Source organism: Salinicoccus carnicancri Crm, from assembly GCF_000330705.1.
GTDB lineage: Bacteria > Bacillota > Bacilli > Staphylococcales > Salinicoccaceae > Salinicoccus > Salinicoccus carnicancri.
In genome coordinates this window covers 63952-81125 of record NZ_ANAM01000001.1, presented here as the reverse complement: position 1 = coordinate 81125, position 17174 = coordinate 63952, and the positions used below count along the sequence as shown (strand labels likewise).

14 protein-coding genes are annotated in these 17174 nt (G+C 50.8%); 4 read left to right on the top strand and 10 right to left on the bottom strand.

Translation table 11 applies throughout. The features are described from left to right. Positions 1–9: 9 nt before the first annotated feature. From hutI to dnaA, 10 genes are all read right to left on the bottom strand, one after another. Complete coding sequence (hutI, locus tag C792_RS0100380; protein WP_017547455.1) at positions 10–1239, bottom strand: imidazolonepropionase; 1230 nt, start codon at positions 1237–1239, stop codon at positions 10–12. Further along, entirely contained in the window at positions 1239–2897 is a 1659-nt protein-coding gene (gene hutU / locus C792_RS0100375) for a urocanate hydratase (protein ID WP_017547454.1), read from the bottom strand. The genes hutI and hutU overlap by 1 nt, the downstream gene beginning before the upstream one ends. A gap of 145 nt (positions 2898–3042) precedes the next feature. Next, entirely contained in the window at positions 3043–4533 is a 1491-nt protein-coding gene (gene hutH, locus C792_RS0100370; protein ID WP_017547453.1) for a histidine ammonia-lyase, read from the bottom strand. A 102-nt stretch (positions 4534–4635) separates the two neighbouring features. After that, positions 4636–5082, bottom strand: a complete 447-nt coding sequence (hutP, locus tag C792_RS0100365; protein WP_017547452.1) for a histidine utilization transcription antiterminator HutP — start codon at positions 5080–5082, stop codon at positions 4636–4638. A 140-nt stretch (positions 5083–5222) separates the two neighbouring features. Next, on the bottom strand, positions 5223–7787 hold the full coding sequence (gyrA, locus tag C792_RS0100360; protein ID WP_017547451.1) for a DNA gyrase subunit A: 2565 nt from the start codon (positions 7785–7787) through the stop codon (positions 5223–5225). Positions 7788–7805: 18 nt separating this feature from the next. Next, positions 7806–9725 carry a DNA topoisomerase (ATP-hydrolyzing) subunit B gene (gyrB, locus tag C792_RS0100355; protein ID WP_017547450.1) on the bottom strand — a complete coding sequence of 640 codons (1920 nt, stop codon included), beginning with the start codon at positions 9723–9725 and terminating at the stop codon, positions 7806–7808. A 14-nt stretch (positions 9726–9739) separates the two neighbouring features. After that, positions 9740–10837: a DNA replication/repair protein RecF gene (gene recF, locus C792_RS0100350; RefSeq protein ID WP_017547449.1), complete on the bottom strand. Its 1098-nt coding sequence runs from the start codon at positions 10835–10837 to the stop codon at positions 9740–9742. Then, on the bottom strand, positions 10834–11049 hold the full coding sequence (gene yaaA, locus C792_RS0100345) for a S4 domain-containing protein YaaA (RefSeq protein WP_017547448.1): 216 nt from the start codon (positions 11047–11049) through the stop codon (positions 10834–10836). Before yaaA ends, recF begins: the two co-directional genes overlap by 4 nt. A 193-nt stretch (positions 11050–11242) precedes the next feature. Continuing rightward, positions 11243–12376 carry a DNA polymerase III subunit beta gene (dnaN, locus tag C792_RS0100340; RefSeq protein WP_017547447.1) on the bottom strand — a complete coding sequence of 378 codons (1134 nt, stop codon included), beginning with the start codon at positions 12374–12376 and terminating at the stop codon, positions 11243–11245. A 166-nt stretch (positions 12377–12542) separates the two neighbouring features. Beyond that, a complete protein-coding gene (gene dnaA, locus C792_RS0100335; RefSeq protein WP_017547446.1) occupies positions 12543–13874 on the bottom strand; it encodes a chromosomal replication initiator protein DnaA in 1332 nt (443 codons plus the stop codon). A 462-nt stretch (positions 13875–14336) separates the two neighbouring features. Between dnaA and rpmH the strand changes: the two genes are divergently transcribed. From rpmH to mnmE, 4 genes are all read left to right on the top strand, one after another. Beyond that, positions 14337–14474, top strand: coding sequence for a 50S ribosomal protein L34 (rpmH, locus tag C792_RS14710; RefSeq protein ID WP_082099208.1), 138 nt, complete (start codon positions 14337–14339; stop codon positions 14472–14474). A 111-nt stretch (positions 14475–14585) separates the two neighbouring features. Next, the gene (gene rnpA, locus C792_RS0100330) at positions 14586–14921 is read left to right on the top strand and encodes a ribonuclease P protein component (RefSeq protein ID WP_026090154.1); all 336 of its coding nucleotides are present in this window, start codon (positions 14586–14588) and stop codon (positions 14919–14921) included. Between the two features lie 16 nt (positions 14922–14937). Further along, positions 14938–15777 carry an RNA-binding cell elongation regulator Jag/EloR gene (gene jag / locus C792_RS0100325; protein ID WP_017547444.1) on the top strand — a complete coding sequence of 280 codons (840 nt, stop codon included), beginning with the start codon at positions 14938–14940 and terminating at the stop codon, positions 15775–15777. A 15-nt stretch (positions 15778–15792) separates the two neighbouring features. Further along, the gene (gene mnmE, locus C792_RS0100320) at positions 15793–17172 is read left to right on the top strand and encodes a tRNA uridine-5-carboxymethylaminomethyl(34) synthesis GTPase MnmE (protein WP_017547443.1); all 1380 of its coding nucleotides are present in this window, start codon (positions 15793–15795) and stop codon (positions 17170–17172) included. Positions 17173–17174 lie beyond the last annotated feature (2 nt).

Genomic DNA, 17174 nt, shown 5'->3' with positions numbered 1-17174 from the left:
GGGAGGGACTTACAGCAATCCCGGTCGTTCGTAGACCACTCTGCCGTCCGCCATGACCGTGTGGGCATGATTGACACCGTAGTGATAGGGGATATATTCATGGTTCGGCGCATCCCAGATGACAAGGTTCGCCGCATCGCCTTCCTGGAGTGTCCCCCGGTCTGCACCGATTGCATGCGCGGCATTGACCGTCACCGCATTCCAGATTTCATTCGGTGTCATTCTAAGTTTCAAACCCGCGATGGCCATGATCATCTGGAGGTTGTCCGTTACACAGCTGCCCGGGTTGTAATCAGTCGCGAGGCTCACTGCACCGTCGTTATCCAGCATACCTCGGGCATCGGCGAACTTGTCCTTTCCGAGATAGAATGTCGTCCCCGGAAGCAGTACCGCCACCGTGTCCGAATCCTTCAGCATCGATTTCCCCGTTTCGCTTGCGGCAACCAGGTGATCCGCACTGATGGCATCCTGTTCGACCGCCAGCTCAAGGCCGCCGAGCGGATCGATTTCATCGGCATGAATCTTCACACGGAGGCCCTTTTCATTTGCCGCTTCCATGTACCTTCTGGACTGGTCGATGGAAAACACGCCCGTTTCACAGAATATGTCCGCAAAATCGGAAATGTCCTTCACTTCATCCAGCAAGCCGATCATTTCGTTGAGGAACGTTTCACTGTCGGCCTCTTTCGGGATGGCGTGCGGTCCGAGGAATGTGTGTTTCATCTCTATAGGGAATTTTTCCGCTATTTCCCGGGAAACATTGAGCTGTTTAAGCTCATTTTCGCGGTCGAGGCCGTAGCCGCTTTTGCTTTCGACCGTAAGCACGCCGTGCTGGATCATGCGTGTGATATTCTTTGATGCCTTGTCGAACAGCGTTTCATGTGTCGCCTTTCTCGTCTGTTCGACCGTATTCAGGATGCCACCGCCTTTTTCAAGTATCGTCAGATAATCCACCCCCTGACGCTTCAGCGCCATCTCATGTTCACGGGAGCCCCCGTGGACGACATGGGTATGCGGATCGACGAGGGCAGGGGAGACAATCATTCCTGCTGCATCTATTGTCTCTTCACCCTCATATCCGCCGGTCTCCACTCCCGCATAGACGACTTTGCCGCCATCGATGACGACCATCGCATCATGTATGATGTTGAGTTCATCCATCTCCCGTCCCCTGAGCGGTCTGTCCGTCTTTTCAGGCAGGATGAGTGATTTTATATTTCTGATTACAGTGTCATTCATTATCCATTCTCCTTTAACATTGGTATGTTGACGCCTTTCTCCTTCGCTGTTTCAATCGCAGTGTCATAGCCGGCATCGGCATGCCTTACAACACCCATACCCGGATCGCTTGTGAGTACACGTTCCAGGCGGCGTTTCGCATTTTCGGTGCCGTCCGCCACAACAACCATGCCTGCATGGAGGGAATAGCCCATACCCACGCCGCCGCCGTGGTGCACGCTGATCCATGAACCGCCTGCTGCCGTATTTACAAGAGCGTTCAGAATCGCCCAGTCACCGACAGCATCACTTCCATCCTTCATGCTCTCTGTCTCGCGGTTCGGACTCGCTACAGAGCCGCTGTCCAGGTGATCCCGTCCGATGACGACCGGTGCCGAGATTTCACCGTTCGCCACAAGTTCATTGAGTGCAAGCCCCATCCTCGCACGCTCGCCGTAACCAAGCCATGCAATTCTTGAGGGCAGCCCCTGGAACGCAATCTTCTCCTGGGCCATATCGAGCCAGCGCAGCAACTTTTCATTGTCCGGGAAGAGTTCCCGCATTTTTCGGTCCGCCACTTCTATATCCTTCGGGTCACCGCTCAGTGCCGCAAAACGGAAAGGACCTTTGCCTTCACAGAAAAGCGGGCGGATGTAGGCCGGTACGAAGCCCGGGAAATCAAAGGCATTATCCACACCGTCGTCAAATGCCACCTGGCGGATATTGTTGCCGTAGTCGAAGACGACGGAGCCGCTCTGCTGGAATTCAAGCATCGCTTCCACATGTTTCGCCATGGATGCTGAGGACAGCTTCACATATTCTCTGGCATCGGATTCACGCAGCCTTGCCGCTTCCTCCAGGCTGTATCCTTCCGGGACATAGCCGTTCAGAGGATCGTGGGCCGATGTCTGGTCCGTCACAATATCAATCTTGAAGCCGCTCTTCAGTATTTCATGATGGATTGCAGCGGCATTGCCGAGCAGTCCGATGGAGAGCGCCTCACCTTTTTCCCGCGCTTCTTCAGCCAGTTTCATCGCTTCTTCGAGCGAATCCGTCTTCGTATCGAGATATTTCGTATCCAGGCGCTTCTGGATACGCGTCTCATCCACTTCGACACAGATTGCGACCCCGTCGTTCATCGTCACGGCGAGCGGCTGCGCACCACCCATGCCGCCCAGACCGGCAGTCAGTGTAACCGTACCCTTAAGCGAGCCGCCGTAGTTCTGGTTCGCAAGTTCCGCAAATGTCTCATAAGTTCCCTGGACAATGCCCTGGGAACCGATGTAGATCCAGCTTCCCGCAGTCATCTGACCGTACATCATCAGACCTTTCCGATCGAGCTCGTTGAAATGCTCCCAATTCGCCCATTTCGGCACAAGCACAGAATTCGAAAGCAGCACCCTCGGCGCTTCCTCATGTGTCCTGAAGACAGCCACCGGCTTGCCCGACTGGATGAGCATCGTTTCATCCTTTTCGAGATTGCGGAGCGTATTTTCTATGGCTTCGAAGGATTCCCAGTTGCGGGCAGCCTTTCCAATACCCCCGTATACTACAAGATCCCCGGGTCTTTCAGCCACTTCAGGATCCAGGTTGTTGTAGAGCATGCGGAGTGCCGCTTCCTGCTCCCAGCCTTTGCATTCGATTTCCAAACCTTTTTTTGCAGTTATTTTCCTGGACATAACATCCACTCCCTGTATAAGAATTTTTAGCATAAAAGTGACGCGGCCGGTATGACAATGACGGGTGACAGCACTGCCCTTATGAACCAGACAGCCGCCAATGTCTGAATGCGATGCTTTCATGGCTGTTGGACCATTGGTTTCCTCAGCCGACCACCCTGAGTGCGTCCGATAATATTTTTATGTCTTTGCTGAAATTGCGGTCGTGGCCGATGAAATCCACGATTCCCCTGTAAGTGTCGAATTTCTCCCGAGTTTTAGGTGACAGGCCGCAGATCCCCTTGATCTCGACGGCTGTCAGCGCGATGAAGAGCTCTGTTGCCAGAACATTGCGCATGTTGTCGATGATATCCCGTGCGTGCCGCGATCCGATCGTCCCCATCGATACATGATCCTCCTGGTTCGCCGATGACGGTATGGAATCGACGCTTGCCGGATGGGCGAGCGTCTTATTCTCGGACACCAGGCTCGCAGCTGAATACTGCAGGATCATAGCACCCGACTGCAGCCCTTCCTCCGGACTGAGGAATGCCGGCAGATCACCGTTCAGATTCGGATTGACCAGACGCTCGATGCGGCGCTCTGAGATGTTCGCAATCTCTGCCGTGCCGATTTTGAGCAGATCCATGGCGATGGCGATCGGCTGACCGTGGAAGTTCCCGCCGGAAATGACCTCCTCCTCCCCGAAAATGAGCGGGTTGTCATTTGCCGCATTCATTTCGATCTCAAGCTTGTCCTTTACATAGGCGAGTGTCTGCAGTGATGCACCGTGCACCTGCGGGATGCACCTGAGTGAATATCCGTCCTGCACCCGCACTTCACCCTGCCTCGTCGTGAGGGATGATCCCTCCAGATAGCTGCGGAGCTGCCTGGCTACCTCCATCTGCTCCGGATAGCCCCTTGAATTATGCACCTTTTCATTGAACGCGTCCGTGATGCCGTTCAATGCCTGATGGGTGAGTGCAGCAATCCAGACACTGTCATCCATCAGCTTCTCGGCCTCGATGCAGTTGATCAGCCCCTGTGCCGTCATCGGCTGGGTACCGTTGATCAGGGCGAGTCCTTCCTTCGCCTCCAGAGTGAGCGGCGTGATACCGAGCGATTCCAGCACGCTTTTAGATTCACGAAGTTCCCCTTTATGATAGACTTCGCCTTCGCCGATGAGTGCCACCGCGAGGTGGGAGAGCGGGGCAAGATCACCCGATGCCCCGAGAGAACCCTGTTCGGGCACTTTCGGGATGATGCGTCCATTGATGAATGCCTTCAGCTGATCGACAAGCGCGACGGTCACACCGGAGTGCCCCTTGAGCAGTGTATTCAGACGCAGCACCATCATGGCGAGCACCGTGTGTTCACCAAACGGCCTGCCAACTCCGCATGAATGGGAGCGGATCAGATTGACCTGCAGATCCTGTGTCCTGTCCCTTGAGATCCTCACATCACTGAACAGTCCGAATCCCGTTGTAATGCCGTAGATCGTCTTTTCATGTTCTATGATATCCTCGACGATCCTCCTTGAGCGCCGCACATTTTCATATGCTTCCTCCGATATTTCGATTGTACTGTCTGCATCCGCAAGAAATGATTTCATCTTGTCGATTGTCAGACCGTGTCCTTCCAAAGTTAAAACTGACATTATGTCTCCTCCTTTTTGACAATAAAAAAAGACACAATAATCCCTTTACGGGATTCCAGTGTCTCTAAAAGCTGAAGTCTGTGACATGTATTATTCCATTGTCTAGATATGGTTGATTCCGAGGCCCAGGGTTTCGTGTTCCTTCCCCTTGATCGGTGCACCGATGGTGCCGTAGAAGCATACCGCAAGCCATTCTCCCTCATGCTGGTCTTCATACGGATATCCTCTGACGACGGAGAATGAAAGTCCGACCGTCCGCATGACTTCGCCGACGCTCAGTTTTCCGCGCGTCACACCTTCGGCCGCCTCGATGATCGCATGGTAGAGTGCATGCGTTTCCCGGTAGATGCCGGGGTCGATGAGTTCATTGCGTTTTGCCGCCGTTTCAACGGATGAGATGACTTTTTTCAGGTCCATCGATCCGACTTTGCCCGTGACCACGCTGAATTCCCTATGGTCAGGCATCAGTTCGAGCGCCGCTTTCTCACCCAACAGGGCCGAAAGCGTTGCATATTTCCCAAATGCTTTCTGGTGTGTTTCATTGCTCATCGGTAATACCTCTTTTAAACCGGCTTGTTTTCTATGGGTGATTATGCTGAATTCACTAATGACTGCTTTCATTATAGCGCTTACACGGATAATTGGCAATGTCCAAAAAAACCCGCAGCACGGGGCTGCGGGATGATGGATCATTCTTCTGTTTCATCTTCGGAAAGGTTCAGGGATTCTTCTGCGGTCAGTGTTTCCTGTGTAATATCTTCAGCCGCTTCCTCCGACGCCTCTTCATTGTCGAGAGTGAGCTCTTCCTCTTCGATTTCCTCTTTCACTTTGGCGACAGTCGCCACCTTCTGGTCACCGGACAGCTTGATCAGCCTTACCCCCTGCGTGTTACGGCCCAGAATGGACACCTCTTCCATCACAAGGCGGATGATGACACCGTGATTGGTCACAATCATCAGATCCTCATCGCCGTTTACAGAGGCGATGTAGATCAGTTCGCCGACGCGGTCGGTGAGGTTTGCCGTCTTGACGCCGACACCGCCGCGGTTCGTAATGCGGTATTCTGCTTCGGGCGTCAGTTTGCCGTAACCGTTGTCCGTTACAACAAGGATCGACTGGTCTTCCACAAGCACATCAAGGCCGACGACTTCGTCATCTTCACGGAGCCTGATCCCTTTGACACCGGCAGCTGTCCGTCCCATCGTGCGGATCTGCTCTTCAGGGAAACGGATGAGGGCACCATCCTTTGTACCCAGGATGACTTCTTTCGTGCCGTCTGTCAGCCGTACTGCCAGAAGTTCATCATCTCCCCTGAAGGAAATCGCAATCTTGCCGTTTTTGTTGATTCGTTCGAAGTTCTCCAAGCCGGACCGTTTGACGAGTCCGTTCTTCGTGGCGAATACAAGGAACATATTCTCGAATTCCTCAGGATCCTTATCCTTCACGGCAATCATTGTGCTGATTTTTTCATCTTTGTCGATTTCCAGCATGTTGACGATCGGAATGCCCTTGGACTGTCTGGACAGTTCAGGCAGTTCATAGCCTTTCAGACGGTACACTCGCCCTTTATTGGTGAAGAACATGATGTAATCATGCGTGCTCATCGTCACGATCTGGCTGACGAAGTCATCCTCGATCGTGTTCATGCCCTGTACTCCGCGCCCCCCGCGATGCTGGGCGCGGTACGTGGAGGACGGCAGACGTTTGATGTAGTTGTTGTGGCTGAGTGTCACAACAATCTGTTCTTCAGGGATCAGGTCTTCATCCTCGATGTCGGAAAGGTTGCCGAGGGTGATTTCCGTGCGGCGGTCATCGCCGTATCTATCCCTGATGTCAAGCAGTTCTTCGCGGATGATTTCAAGGAGTTTCTCCTCATCCGCCAAAATGGCCTTGAGTTCTTCGATGGTCCTGAGTATTTCATTATATTCGTCCTCGATCTTGTCACGTTCAAGTCCGGTCAGGCGGCGGAGACGCATATCCAGTATGGCCTGCGCCTGGCGTTCCGACAGGTCGAAATTCTCCATCAGGCCGCTTCTCGCCGCTTCATCATTCTGGGATGCCCGGATCAGTGCGATGATGGCATCGATGTTATCAAGCGCAATCTTCAGACCTTCCAGGATATGCGCCCGGTCTTCCGCACGCTTCAGATCGAACTTCGTCCGTCGGAGGACGACGACTTTCTGGTGCTCGAGGTAGTGATGCAGTACCTCTTTTAGACCGAGGATCTTCGGCTGGCCTTTGACAAGCGCCAGCATATTGATGCCAAATGATGTCTGAAGGGGCGTTTGTTTGTAGAGATTGTTCAGGATGACATTGGCATTCTTATCCTTCCGGATCTCGATGATGATCTTGACGCCTTCCTTGAGGCTCGTCTCATCACGCAGATCGGTGATACCCTCGATCTTCTTGTCCCGTGCCAGTTCGGCAATCTTTTCAACGAGCCGCGCCTTGTTGACCTGATAGGGGACTTCAGAGACGATGATGCGTTCCTTGCCGTTCTTCATCATTTCGATTTCGCATTTTGCGCGCATGATGATGGAGCCCCTGCCCGTTTCATAGGCCTTGCGGATGCCGCCCTTGCCGACGATGAGGCCGGAAGTGGGGAAGTCCGGACCCTTCACGTGTTCCATGAGCTCAGGCAGGGTGATCTCATCATCTTTTGACAATGCAAGCACCGCATCGATCACTTCTCTCAGATTGTGCGGCGGGATATTCGTCGCCATGCCGACGGCAATACCGCTCGCCCCATTGACGAGCATATTCGGGAAGCGGGCGGGGAGGACCACCGGCTCGCGTTCGTTGCCGTCATAGTTATCCTGGAAATCGATGGTGTCCTTGTTGATATCCCGCATGAGTTCCATGGAGATCCTGCTCATCTTCGCCTCTGTGTAACGCATCGCCGCAGCCCCGTCGCCGTCCATGGAACCGAAGTTGCCCTGGCCGTTGACGAGCGGATAGCGGTAGCTGAAATCCTGCGCCATGCGGACCATGGCATCATAGATGGATGAGTCGCCATGCGGATGGTATTTACCCATGACATCACCGACGATACGTGCGGATTTCTTATACGGTTTATCAGCGGTCATGCCGTTGTCATGCATACCGTGAAGTATTCTCCGGTGCACGGGCTTCATACCGTCCCGGACATCGGGAAGCGCCCTCGAGACGATGACACTCATTGCATAATCCAGGAATGACGTACGCATCTCCTTGCTGATATTGACCTGCTGCAGTCTGTCTTTTTCGTCACTCATTCATATTTACCTCCATCTTTAAACATCCAGGTTCTGTACGTACATTGCATTCTCTTCGATAAAGGTCTTCCTGTGCTCGACGATGTCGCCCATGAGCATTTCAAAAGTCTGGTCGGCATCCACAGCATCCTTCAGCGACACCTGAAGCAGTGACCGGAAGCCGGGATCCATCGTCGTCTCCCACAGCTGGTCGGCGTTCATCTCGCCGAGACCTTTGTACCTGGAGAGAGAAATCTTCGGTGTATCCTTGAGCTCATTTTTGAGCCGGTCAAGTTCCTTGTCATCGAATACGTAGTGCTTATTCTTGCCCTGCTCGACTTTATAGAGCGGCGGCTGGGCGATATATACATATCCCGCTTCTATCAGCGGCTTCATGAAACGGTAGAAGAATGTCAGAAGCAATGTGCGGATATGCGCGCCGTCGACATCGGCATCCGTCATTATCACGATCTTATGGTACCGTGCCCTGGAAAGGTCGAACTCCTCACCGATGCCCGTACCGAGCGCTGTAATCATTGAACGGATTTCATTATTGTTGAGGATGCGGTCAAGGCGGGCTTTCTCGACATTCAGTATTTTCCCGCGGAGCGGCAGGATCGCCTGTTTGGTCGAATCCCGGCCGGATTTCGCCGAGCCGCCCGCAGAATCACCCTCGACGATGAACAGTTCACTTTCCGCCGGGTCCTTGCTCGAACAGTCCGCAAGTTTACCCGGCAGGCTGGATATCTCAAGTGCGGATTTCCTGCGTGTCATCTCCCGTGCCTTTTTCGCAGCAAGCCTTGCGTGCTGGGCTGTAATCCCTTTTTCAACGATGACTTTGGCGACCGGTGGATTTTCCATCATGAAGCGTTCGAAACCTTCTGTGAAAAGCTGATCGGTGATCAGTCTGGCTTCGGAGTTGCCGAATTTCGTCTTAGTCTGTCCTTCAAACTGCGGGTCGGTATGTTTGATGGAAACGACTGCCGTCATCCCTTCGCGCACATCTTCGCCGCTCAGCCGGTCTTCGCCTTCTTTGATGATCTTGTTGGTGACTCCGTAATTGTTGATCACTTTCGTCAGTGCACGCTTGAACCCGTCTTCGTGCGTACCGCCTTCGTAAGTGTTGATGTTGTTTGCATACGACAGCAGCGTGGTCGTGAAGCCGCTGTTGTACTGGAGCGCGATTTCCACTTCGATGTCATCTTTTTCACTGTGCATATAGATTACATCATCATGGAGCACTTCACGGGTTTCATTCATCTGTTCGACGTAGGACTTGATGCCGCCTTCGTAGTGGTAGCTGAATGTTTCATCCACTTCGCCGCGTTCATCGGTCAGATTGATCTCTAGCCCCTTGTTCAGGAATGCGAGCTCCTTGATGCGGTGCTGCAGGATATCCAGTTCATATTCTGTCGTCTCGGTGAATATTTCCGGGTCCGCCTTGAAACGGATCATCGTGCCCGTCTTGTCCGTCTCACCGATGACTTTGAGGTCAAACTGCGGCACACCGCGCTTATATTGCTGATGATGGATTTTTCCATCGAGGTGGACGTACACTTCAAGCGTCTCACTCAATGCGTTTACGACGGAGGAACCGACACCGTGCAGTCCGCCGGAAACCTTGTAGCCCCCGCCGCCGAATTTACCGCCGGCATGGAGCACTGTCAGGATGACCTCGACAGCCGGACGGCCCATCTTCTCCTGTATGTCCACCGGAATGCCCCGGCCGTTGTCGGTCACTTTTACCCAGTTGTCCTTTTCAACCGTCACGTTCACGCGTGTGGCATAGCCGGCCATCGCCTCATCGATGCTGTTATCGACGATTTCCCACACCAGGTGGTGGAGCCCCTTCGATGCTGTGGATCCGATATACATACCCGGACGCTTTCTGACCGCTTCCAGGCCTTCCAGTACCTGTATCTGACTGGCGCCGTACTGTTCTTGATTTGTTTCAGCCATGTTATCACCTTCCGCTATACATTAACTTTCCCGTCATCTATCGTAAATGACTGCATTTCATCCATGATTGTATGATTGATATCGCTGATCGATGTCGTTGTGACGAATGTCTGGACCCTGTTGCGGATCGAGGTGAGCAGATGGGACTGCCGCGTCTCGTCGAGCTCGCTCAGGACATCATCCAGAAGAAGTACCGGATATTCCCCGATCTCCTCATGGATCAGCTCGAGCTCCGCCAGCTTCACCGACAGGGCGGTCGTCCGCTGCTGCCCCTGGGAGCCGTATGTCTGGACATCGAAATCATTGATATAAAACGATATGTCATCCCTGTGCGGGCCTGTCAGGGCCTGTCCGCGTTCGACTTCCTTTTCAAGCGTGTCATCGAGCAGCGACTTGATCTCAAGCTCCAGGGTTTTTTCATCTTCCGATTCGAATTTGATATTCGGCCTATAGCGGACTGCCAATGATTCATTGCCGTTTGAAATATCCCCGTGAATCCGGCTTGCATACTTCTCAATGGTCCGGATGAACTGCTGCCTTTTTAAAATAATTAAACTTGCATATTCTGCAAGTTGTGCGTTCAGGACATCAATCATCACCTGATCGACATCCCTCTGTTTCAGATAATTGTTCTTCTGGGCCAGGACTTTCTGATATCCGCTCAGCATGTTGAGGTACACCTTCGAAATCTGTCCGCATTCCATGTTGATGAATTTCCTTCTGACCTGGGGCGATCCCTTGACGATATTCAGATCCTCCGGTGCAAAAAGGACGACATTCAGATGGCCGATGTACTGGCTGAGCCTGGCAACCTCCATATGGTTCACTTTCGCGCGCTTGCCCTTGGAGCTCACGCTGATCGACAGGGGGAGGTCGCTGTAGGCAGTCCTGATGCTGCCGTTGACGAAAGCCTCCTCCTGTTTGAAACGGATGAGTTCCTTGTCCTTTGCGGTCCGGTGGCTCTTGGCCAGCGCCAGAAAGTAGATGGACTCAAGCAGGTTCGTCTTGCCCTGGGCATTCCGGCCGATGAAAACATTGAGCTTCGGATGGAATTCGAGGTCCAGCGATTCATAGTTTCTGAAATTTCCCAGATGTATATTTTTCAGGATCATTTCGGGTATTCTATCCTGTAGCGCCCGGCATCCCCGAGGTCCAGTTCATCACCGTCATGAAGCTTCTTGCCTCTGCGGTACTCAGGCTCGCCATTCAGGAACACTTCGTTTTCCTGGAGGAACCATTTCGCTTCCCCTCCAGTACCGATTATCCCTTCATGCTTGAGGAACTGACCCAGCGTAATGATTTCATCGAATTGGATACTTTCCATTCACTCATCCTCCTAACTCTCACTTCTATATTATACTACATTTTTGGATAATTTTCACTCCAGAAGGGCAAATAAAGCCTTCAGAGCGTTTTATAGTCTTTTTAGGGTTTTCCCCTTTGAAAACAAAAAAGCGACTGAGAAGCCCTGTTTTTAAATTTCTGGGCCTCAGTCGCCATTTATAAGATTTTTATACCTAATACGTGCGGATCGGCAGGATCAGCTGGATGACTTCGTCGGAATTCGCGGCGCTCAGTGTAAATGGGCGCATCGTACCGAAGAAATCGATCGTCACTTCATCATCGTTGACTGCTTTCAGTGCATCCATCATGTACTTGGAGTTGAATGAGATCTTAAGTCCTTCGCCCTCCACGCCGTTTGTGTTCACATCTTCATTCACCGTGCCGACTTCCGGCGAGTTGGAGGACAGTTCAACGTTGCCATCCTCCACCGTCATGCGGATGACGTTGTTGCCGCCTTCCCGTGCCAGGAGGGAGACGCGGTCGATCGCATGATAGAAGCCCGAATTGTCCACAGTGACCTTCGTTTCGTAGTTTTCCGGGAACAGTCTTGAAGTATCCGGATAGTTCCCTTCAAGCAGCCTTGAAATGAAACGCATGTTGCCGTAGCTGAACAGCACCTGGTTCTGGGAGAAATGGATTTCCACTTCATCATCTGAATCAGTGATGATCTTATTCAGTTCGGACAGTGATTTTCCGGGGATGATCGCATTCATGGTTCCCATGGAGAACTGTTCGCCGCTGAGTCTGCGGAGCGCCAGCCTGTGTGAATCCGTTGCCGTGAATTTTATGCCTTCTTCATCAAACTGCCAGTTCACACCTGTTAAGACAGGGCGTGTTTCCGACATGGAAACCGCGAAGTTGGTCTGATTGATGATTGTTTTGAGGACTGTCGATTTCAGTACGATGCTTTCGTCATCATTCACTTCCGGCAGCAGAGGGTACTGGTCTGGATCATTGCCGCTCAGGTTGAATTCGGATTTTGAGGCAGTGATCTTTGTCTGGAATGAATCATTCGTTTCGAGCTGTACAAAATCACCGGAGAGTTTTTTGATGATGTCGACAAAGAATCTGCCGGACAATACGACAGCGCCGGGTTCATTAATTTCCAGGATTTCTTCATTATCAATTTCCGTAGGTATTGTGATTTCTATGGATATCTCTGAATCACTGCCCGTCAGGAGCAGCTGATTGTCCTTCACTTCCATCTTTATACCATTGAGGATGGGGAGCGTCGTCCTTGGTGATATCGCTTTTAGACAATGATTCAATTGTTCAATGAAATACTGGCGATTAATGCTGATTTTCATATGATAATGACTCCTTATTATATATATTGATAGTTAAATAAAGTAATAATAACAGTAGGTACTGTGGATTTGTGGATAAGTCGGGAAGAGCTTTGATGTGTAAGTTATCCACATGTGCATAATCTGTTGGCTCCAGTGTAACATTTATCCACACTGTGCACATCCGTCAGCTGATCTTATTTTCTATCTGTTTCAGCTCCTGCTTGAAAATTTCATCCTGGTTCAGCATCTTGGAAATCTTTTCATGCGCATGGATGACGGTGGAGTGGTCCCGTCCGCCGAAAACTTCACCGATTTTCGGCAGTGAGTAGTCGGTCAGCTCACGTGCAAGATACATTGCAATCTGCCTTGGGAAAGCGATGGATTTTGTACGTTTCTTGGATGAGAATTCCTCAATCTGGATACCGTAGAAGTCAGCGACGGCCTCCTGTATGTCAGCGACCGTAATCTTCTTCGAACTGGACTGGGTCACGAGATCTTTCAGGGCTTCTGAGACCATCTCCGGCGTCAGCGGCTGGTTCACCAGCTTCGAGTAGGCTGCGACACGCGTGAGTGCCCCTTCCAGTTCACGTATATTCGTCTGTATATGGTTTGCGATGTAGATCATCGCTTCATTAGGTATTTCGACTTCTTCCTCTTCGCATTTTTTGCGCAGTATCGCAATGCGTGTTTCGAGGTCGGGAGGGGTGATATCGGTGATAAGGCCCCATTCAAAGCGGGATCTCAGCCTGTCCTCAAGAGTCGGGATCTCCTTTGGTGTACGGTCGCTCGAAATGACAATCTGTTTGTTGTCTTCATGCAGCGCATTGAACGTATGGAAGAATTCCTCCTGTGTCGACTCCTTGCCGGCAAGAAACTGTATGTCATCAATCAGCAGCACATCCACATTCCTGTACCTGTTCCTGAAATCTTCGGTTTTGTTGTCCCTGATGGAATTTATGAATTCATTCGTAAATTTTTCACTGGACAGGTAGGCGACTTTCGCATTCGGCCGGTGTTCCAGTACATAATGTCCGATGGCATGCATCAGATGTGTCTTGCCGAGACCGACCCCTCCGTATATGAAAAGCGGGTTGTATGCTTTGGCCGGCGCTTCGGCGACGGCGAGTGAAGCGGCGTGGCTGAAGCGGTTGCCGTTGCCGATGACGAATGTCTCGAATGTGTTGTTGACATTGAGCTGGTTATGGACCGGGAAATCAGGTGTTTCCTCAGGTTCTTTTCCAACAGCCTCCGTCATTCCCTTTGTCTGATCATCTTCGGTGACGATATGAATGTCCGGTTTTTCCCCCATGACTTCATACAGCTGTTCCTGAATCAGCTGGCTGTAGTTTTTTTCAAGCCAGTCACGCTGGAACTGGGATTCGGCTTTGACAACCGCCTGGTCGTTGTCGAGATGGGTCATTGATGTTTCCTTGAACCATGTCGAATAGCTGGCGGTGGCAATCTGTTCTTCTATCCCCTTTAATGTATTGTTCCATATATCATTTAAACTGCTCATTAGGTTTGTCCTCTTTTCTTATTCACATAATCACAGGCTGTGGATAAAGATTTTCCACGAACATTGATAACTGTCCACAACTTATCAACATTCTGTGGATAACATTCGCATTCAGGACGTTTTTCCACAATTACGTAAACAGAATTATATCGAATTCACCGTATAATATCAACAGTCCAGGAGAGATATGCACAAATCCACGAGTTATCCACAAGCATATAGTTCACATCTGTTCATCTGGGGATAAACTGGCGCATAACCTGTGGAAAATATAAAAACTCCGGATTATTATCCACAGCGGGTGTGTATGATGAAAGTTATCCACAGAAATTTCCGGGGGGTTAAAAGTGAAAATTGTGTTGAAATCAGGGGGTGTTTCTGTTATTCTTTAATAGTTACAATTTTAGAAGCTTAATTTAGAAGCTATATACAGGCAGAAGTATCATGGAGGTGTATTTTAAAATGACAAAACGTACTTACCAGCCAAATAAACGTAAACACAGCAAAGTGCACGGTTTCCGTAAAAGAATGAGCACAAAGAACGGACGTAAAGTTTTGGCCCGTCGCAGAAGAAAAGGCAGAAAAGTTCTTTCAGCCTAATACCCCAAGATCATCTGAACAGGTGATCTTTTTTTATGTATATGGCGGGATATTTTATAAATGTCGCCGGATTTTGTATAATGGAATATCATATGAAAGAGCGTATTGATGATGAAGAAAAGATACAGAATTAAAAGGGAAAAAGATTTCCAGCTCGTCTTCAAGAAAGGGAAATCTTTTGCAAACAGACAATTTGTAGTCTATCTGACAGACAATCCTAAAACAGATCATATGCGTCTTGGGATCAGTGTATCCAAAAAGCTCGGCAACGCTGTGAAACGCAACAAGATCAAAAGGCGCATCCGGGTGTTTTTCCAGAAGCATCGGAATTCACTCAACCCGAGGGAATATGTCGTGATCGCCAGGCAGCCTGTCAGCCGTATGGACTACCATCAGATGGAAAAATCATTATTGCATGTGCTGAAAATCGCGAGATGTATAAAATGACACGGGGGTCACTGCCATGTACAGGATTTATAGGGAAGAAACCGTCGATCGTGCAATCGCCAGAGGTCTGGAAGAACTGAAAGTAACTGAATCGGATATCAGGATAGATGTCGAAGATGAAGGAAAACGGGGAATTTTCGGTTTCGGCAAAAAGGAGGCGGCCGTCAGACTGACTGTCATCAACCCGGAACTGAAGGCGCATGGAACCATAGAGGCGCTCATTTCAAGGGATGTTGACAAAGTCGACAGCGTCACAGCGGAGGCACCTGCTGAAAAGGGAGCAGCGCCGGAAGATACCACGGGCCCTCCTATGGAAAAAAACGGCACAACCACGGTGGAACCGTCTGGGGAAGGGACTGTGGATGATTCTGATACCGGTGCCCCTGCCAGGGACAACAAGGTACTTATGCGGGAAGCGGCGGAAAGAACAAAGTGCTATATAGACGATATCATCAGGGATATGAATATTGAAGGTACAAGCAGGACGGATATCAATGGCAATGAAATCCGGATAGACATCGAGTCGCCGGCAGCCGCCAAACTGATCGGCAAGCGGGGCGCGACACTGAATGCACTGCAGGAAATCGCCCAGAATTACTTCAATTCCATCCACAGGAGTTACGGCATCATCATCCTTGATGTCGGGGACTACAGGGAAAAGCGCAGGGAAACTCTCGAGAACCTGGCGATGAACATGTCAAAAAAGGCGCTCAGGTCAAACGGCCCGCTCAGGATGGAACCCATGCCTTCATTTGAACGCAAAATCATGCATCATGTGCTCAGTGACATTGAAAATATTGAAACATATTCAGAAGGTTCCGAGCCGAACCGCTATTTAGTGATAGAAAAGAAATAAAAGGAGTACTGCACTATGCAATTAGAAACTATATCCAGTATCTCGACCCCGGTGGGCGAAGGTGCGATCGCGATTGTCCGTCTGTCAGGCATAGATGCCGTGGAAATTGCCGACACCCTCTACAAAGGGGCGGGACCGTTGTCATCGGTGGATTCCCATACGATTAATTACGGGCATATTGTTGATCCCGAAACTGGTGAATCCGTGGAGGAGGTCATGGCGGCTGTAATGCGCGCGCCGAAGACCTATACCAGGGAGGATATAGTAGAGATCAATTGCCACGGCGGAATCCATACCGTAAACCGTGTGCTGCAGCTCACTTTGAAACATGGAGCCCGCATGGCCGAACCCGGAGAATTTACAAAACGCGCATTTTTAAATGGCAGAATCGACCTTTCGCAGGCGGAAGGTGTCATGGACTTCATCAGGTCGAAGACAACCGAGGCATCCAAGGTGGCCAACCAGCAGATGCAGGGGAGGCTCAAGACATATGTCGAAAGCCTGAGGCAGAGTATTCTGAACATCCTTGCCCAGGTGGAAGTGAATATAGACTATCCGGAATACGATGATGTCGAAGAAGCGACAACATCGTTTCTTCTGGAAGAAGCGGGAAAAGTGGAAAAGGAAATTGAAAAACTTCTGAAAAGCAGCTCGCAGGGAAAGATTTTGCGGGAAGGTCTGAGCACCGTCATCGTCGGCAAGCCGAATGTCGGTAAAAGTTCACTCCTTAATTATTTCATCCAGGACAACAAGGCGATCGTCACGGACGTCGCTGGAACAACGCGGGACATTTTGGAGGAATACGTCAATGTCAACGGCATTCCGCTCAAACTCGTCGATACGGCGGGAATCAGGGATACTGACGACATCGTCGAGAAGATTGGTGTGGAGCGCAGCCGTCAGGCACTCATCCAGGCTGAACTGATTCTGTATGTGGTAAACAACAACGAATCGCTTACAGATGAGGATATCGAAATCCTCGATTCCGTATCCGACCAGAAAGTGATCGTCATTGTGAATAAACTCGATCTCGAAACGAAGTTTGATACAGAGGATCTGGGCAGGCGCTACCCGGACATGCCCGTCGTCGGGACATCGATCATAAACAGCACGGGTGTCGACGAACTGGAGGACAGGATTGCTGAGCTGTTCTTTGAAGGCAGCATCCAGTCCACGGATTCGACTTACGTATCCAACAACAGGCACATCGGCCTGCTGGAAGATGCGAAGCGGGCAATCACCGACGCAATTGAATCAGCGGAGATGGACGTACCGGTCGATATCATACAGATCGACCTTGTCAAAACTTGGGAACTGCTTGGGGAAGTCATTGGTGAAGACGTCAGCGAACAGCTGATCGACCAGCTCTTCAGCCAGTTCTGTCTTGGAAAATAAGA

Coding starts and splice junctions, on each gene's coding strand:
- hutI (WP_017547455.1), bottom strand. CDS start 1,239: ATGAATGACACTGTAATCAGAAATATAAAATCACTCATCCTGCCTGAA.
- hutU (WP_017547454.1), bottom strand. CDS start 2,897: ATGTCCAGGAAAATAACTGCAAAAAAAGGTTTGGAAATCGAATGCAAA.
- hutH (WP_017547453.1), bottom strand. CDS start 4,533: ATGTCAGTTTTAACTTTGGAAGGACACGGTCTGACAATCGACAAGATG.
- hutP (WP_017547452.1), bottom strand. CDS start 5,082: ATGAGCAATGAAACACACCAGAAAGCATTTGGGAAATATGCAACGCTT.
- gyrA (WP_017547451.1), bottom strand. CDS start 7,787: ATGAGTGACGAAAAAGACAGACTGCAGCAGGTCAATATCAGCAAGGAG.
- gyrB (WP_017547450.1), bottom strand. CDS start 9,725: ATGGCTGAAACAAATCAAGAACAGTACGGCGCCAGTCAGATACAGGTA.
- recF (WP_017547449.1), bottom strand. CDS start 10,837: ATGATCCTGAAAAATATACATCTGGGAAATTTCAGAAACTATGAATCG.
- yaaA (WP_017547448.1), bottom strand. CDS start 11,049: ATGGAAAGTATCCAATTCGATGAAATCATTACGCTGGGTCAGTTCCTC.
- dnaN (WP_017547447.1), bottom strand. CDS start 12,376: ATGAAAATCAGCATTAATCGCCAGTATTTCATTGAACAATTGAATCAT.
- dnaA (WP_017547446.1), bottom strand. CDS start 13,874: ATGAGCAGTTTAAATGATATATGGAACAATACATTAAAGGGGATAGAA.
- rpmH (WP_082099208.1), top strand. CDS start 14,337: ATGACAAAACGTACTTACCAGCCAAATAAACGTAAACACAGCAAAGTG.
- rnpA (WP_026090154.1), top strand. CDS start 14,586: ATGAAGAAAAGATACAGAATTAAAAGGGAAAAAGATTTCCAGCTCGTC.
- jag (WP_017547444.1), top strand. CDS start 14,938: ATGTACAGGATTTATAGGGAAGAAACCGTCGATCGTGCAATCGCCAGA.
- mnmE (WP_017547443.1), top strand. CDS start 15,793: ATGCAATTAGAAACTATATCCAGTATCTCGACCCCGGTGGGCGAAGGT.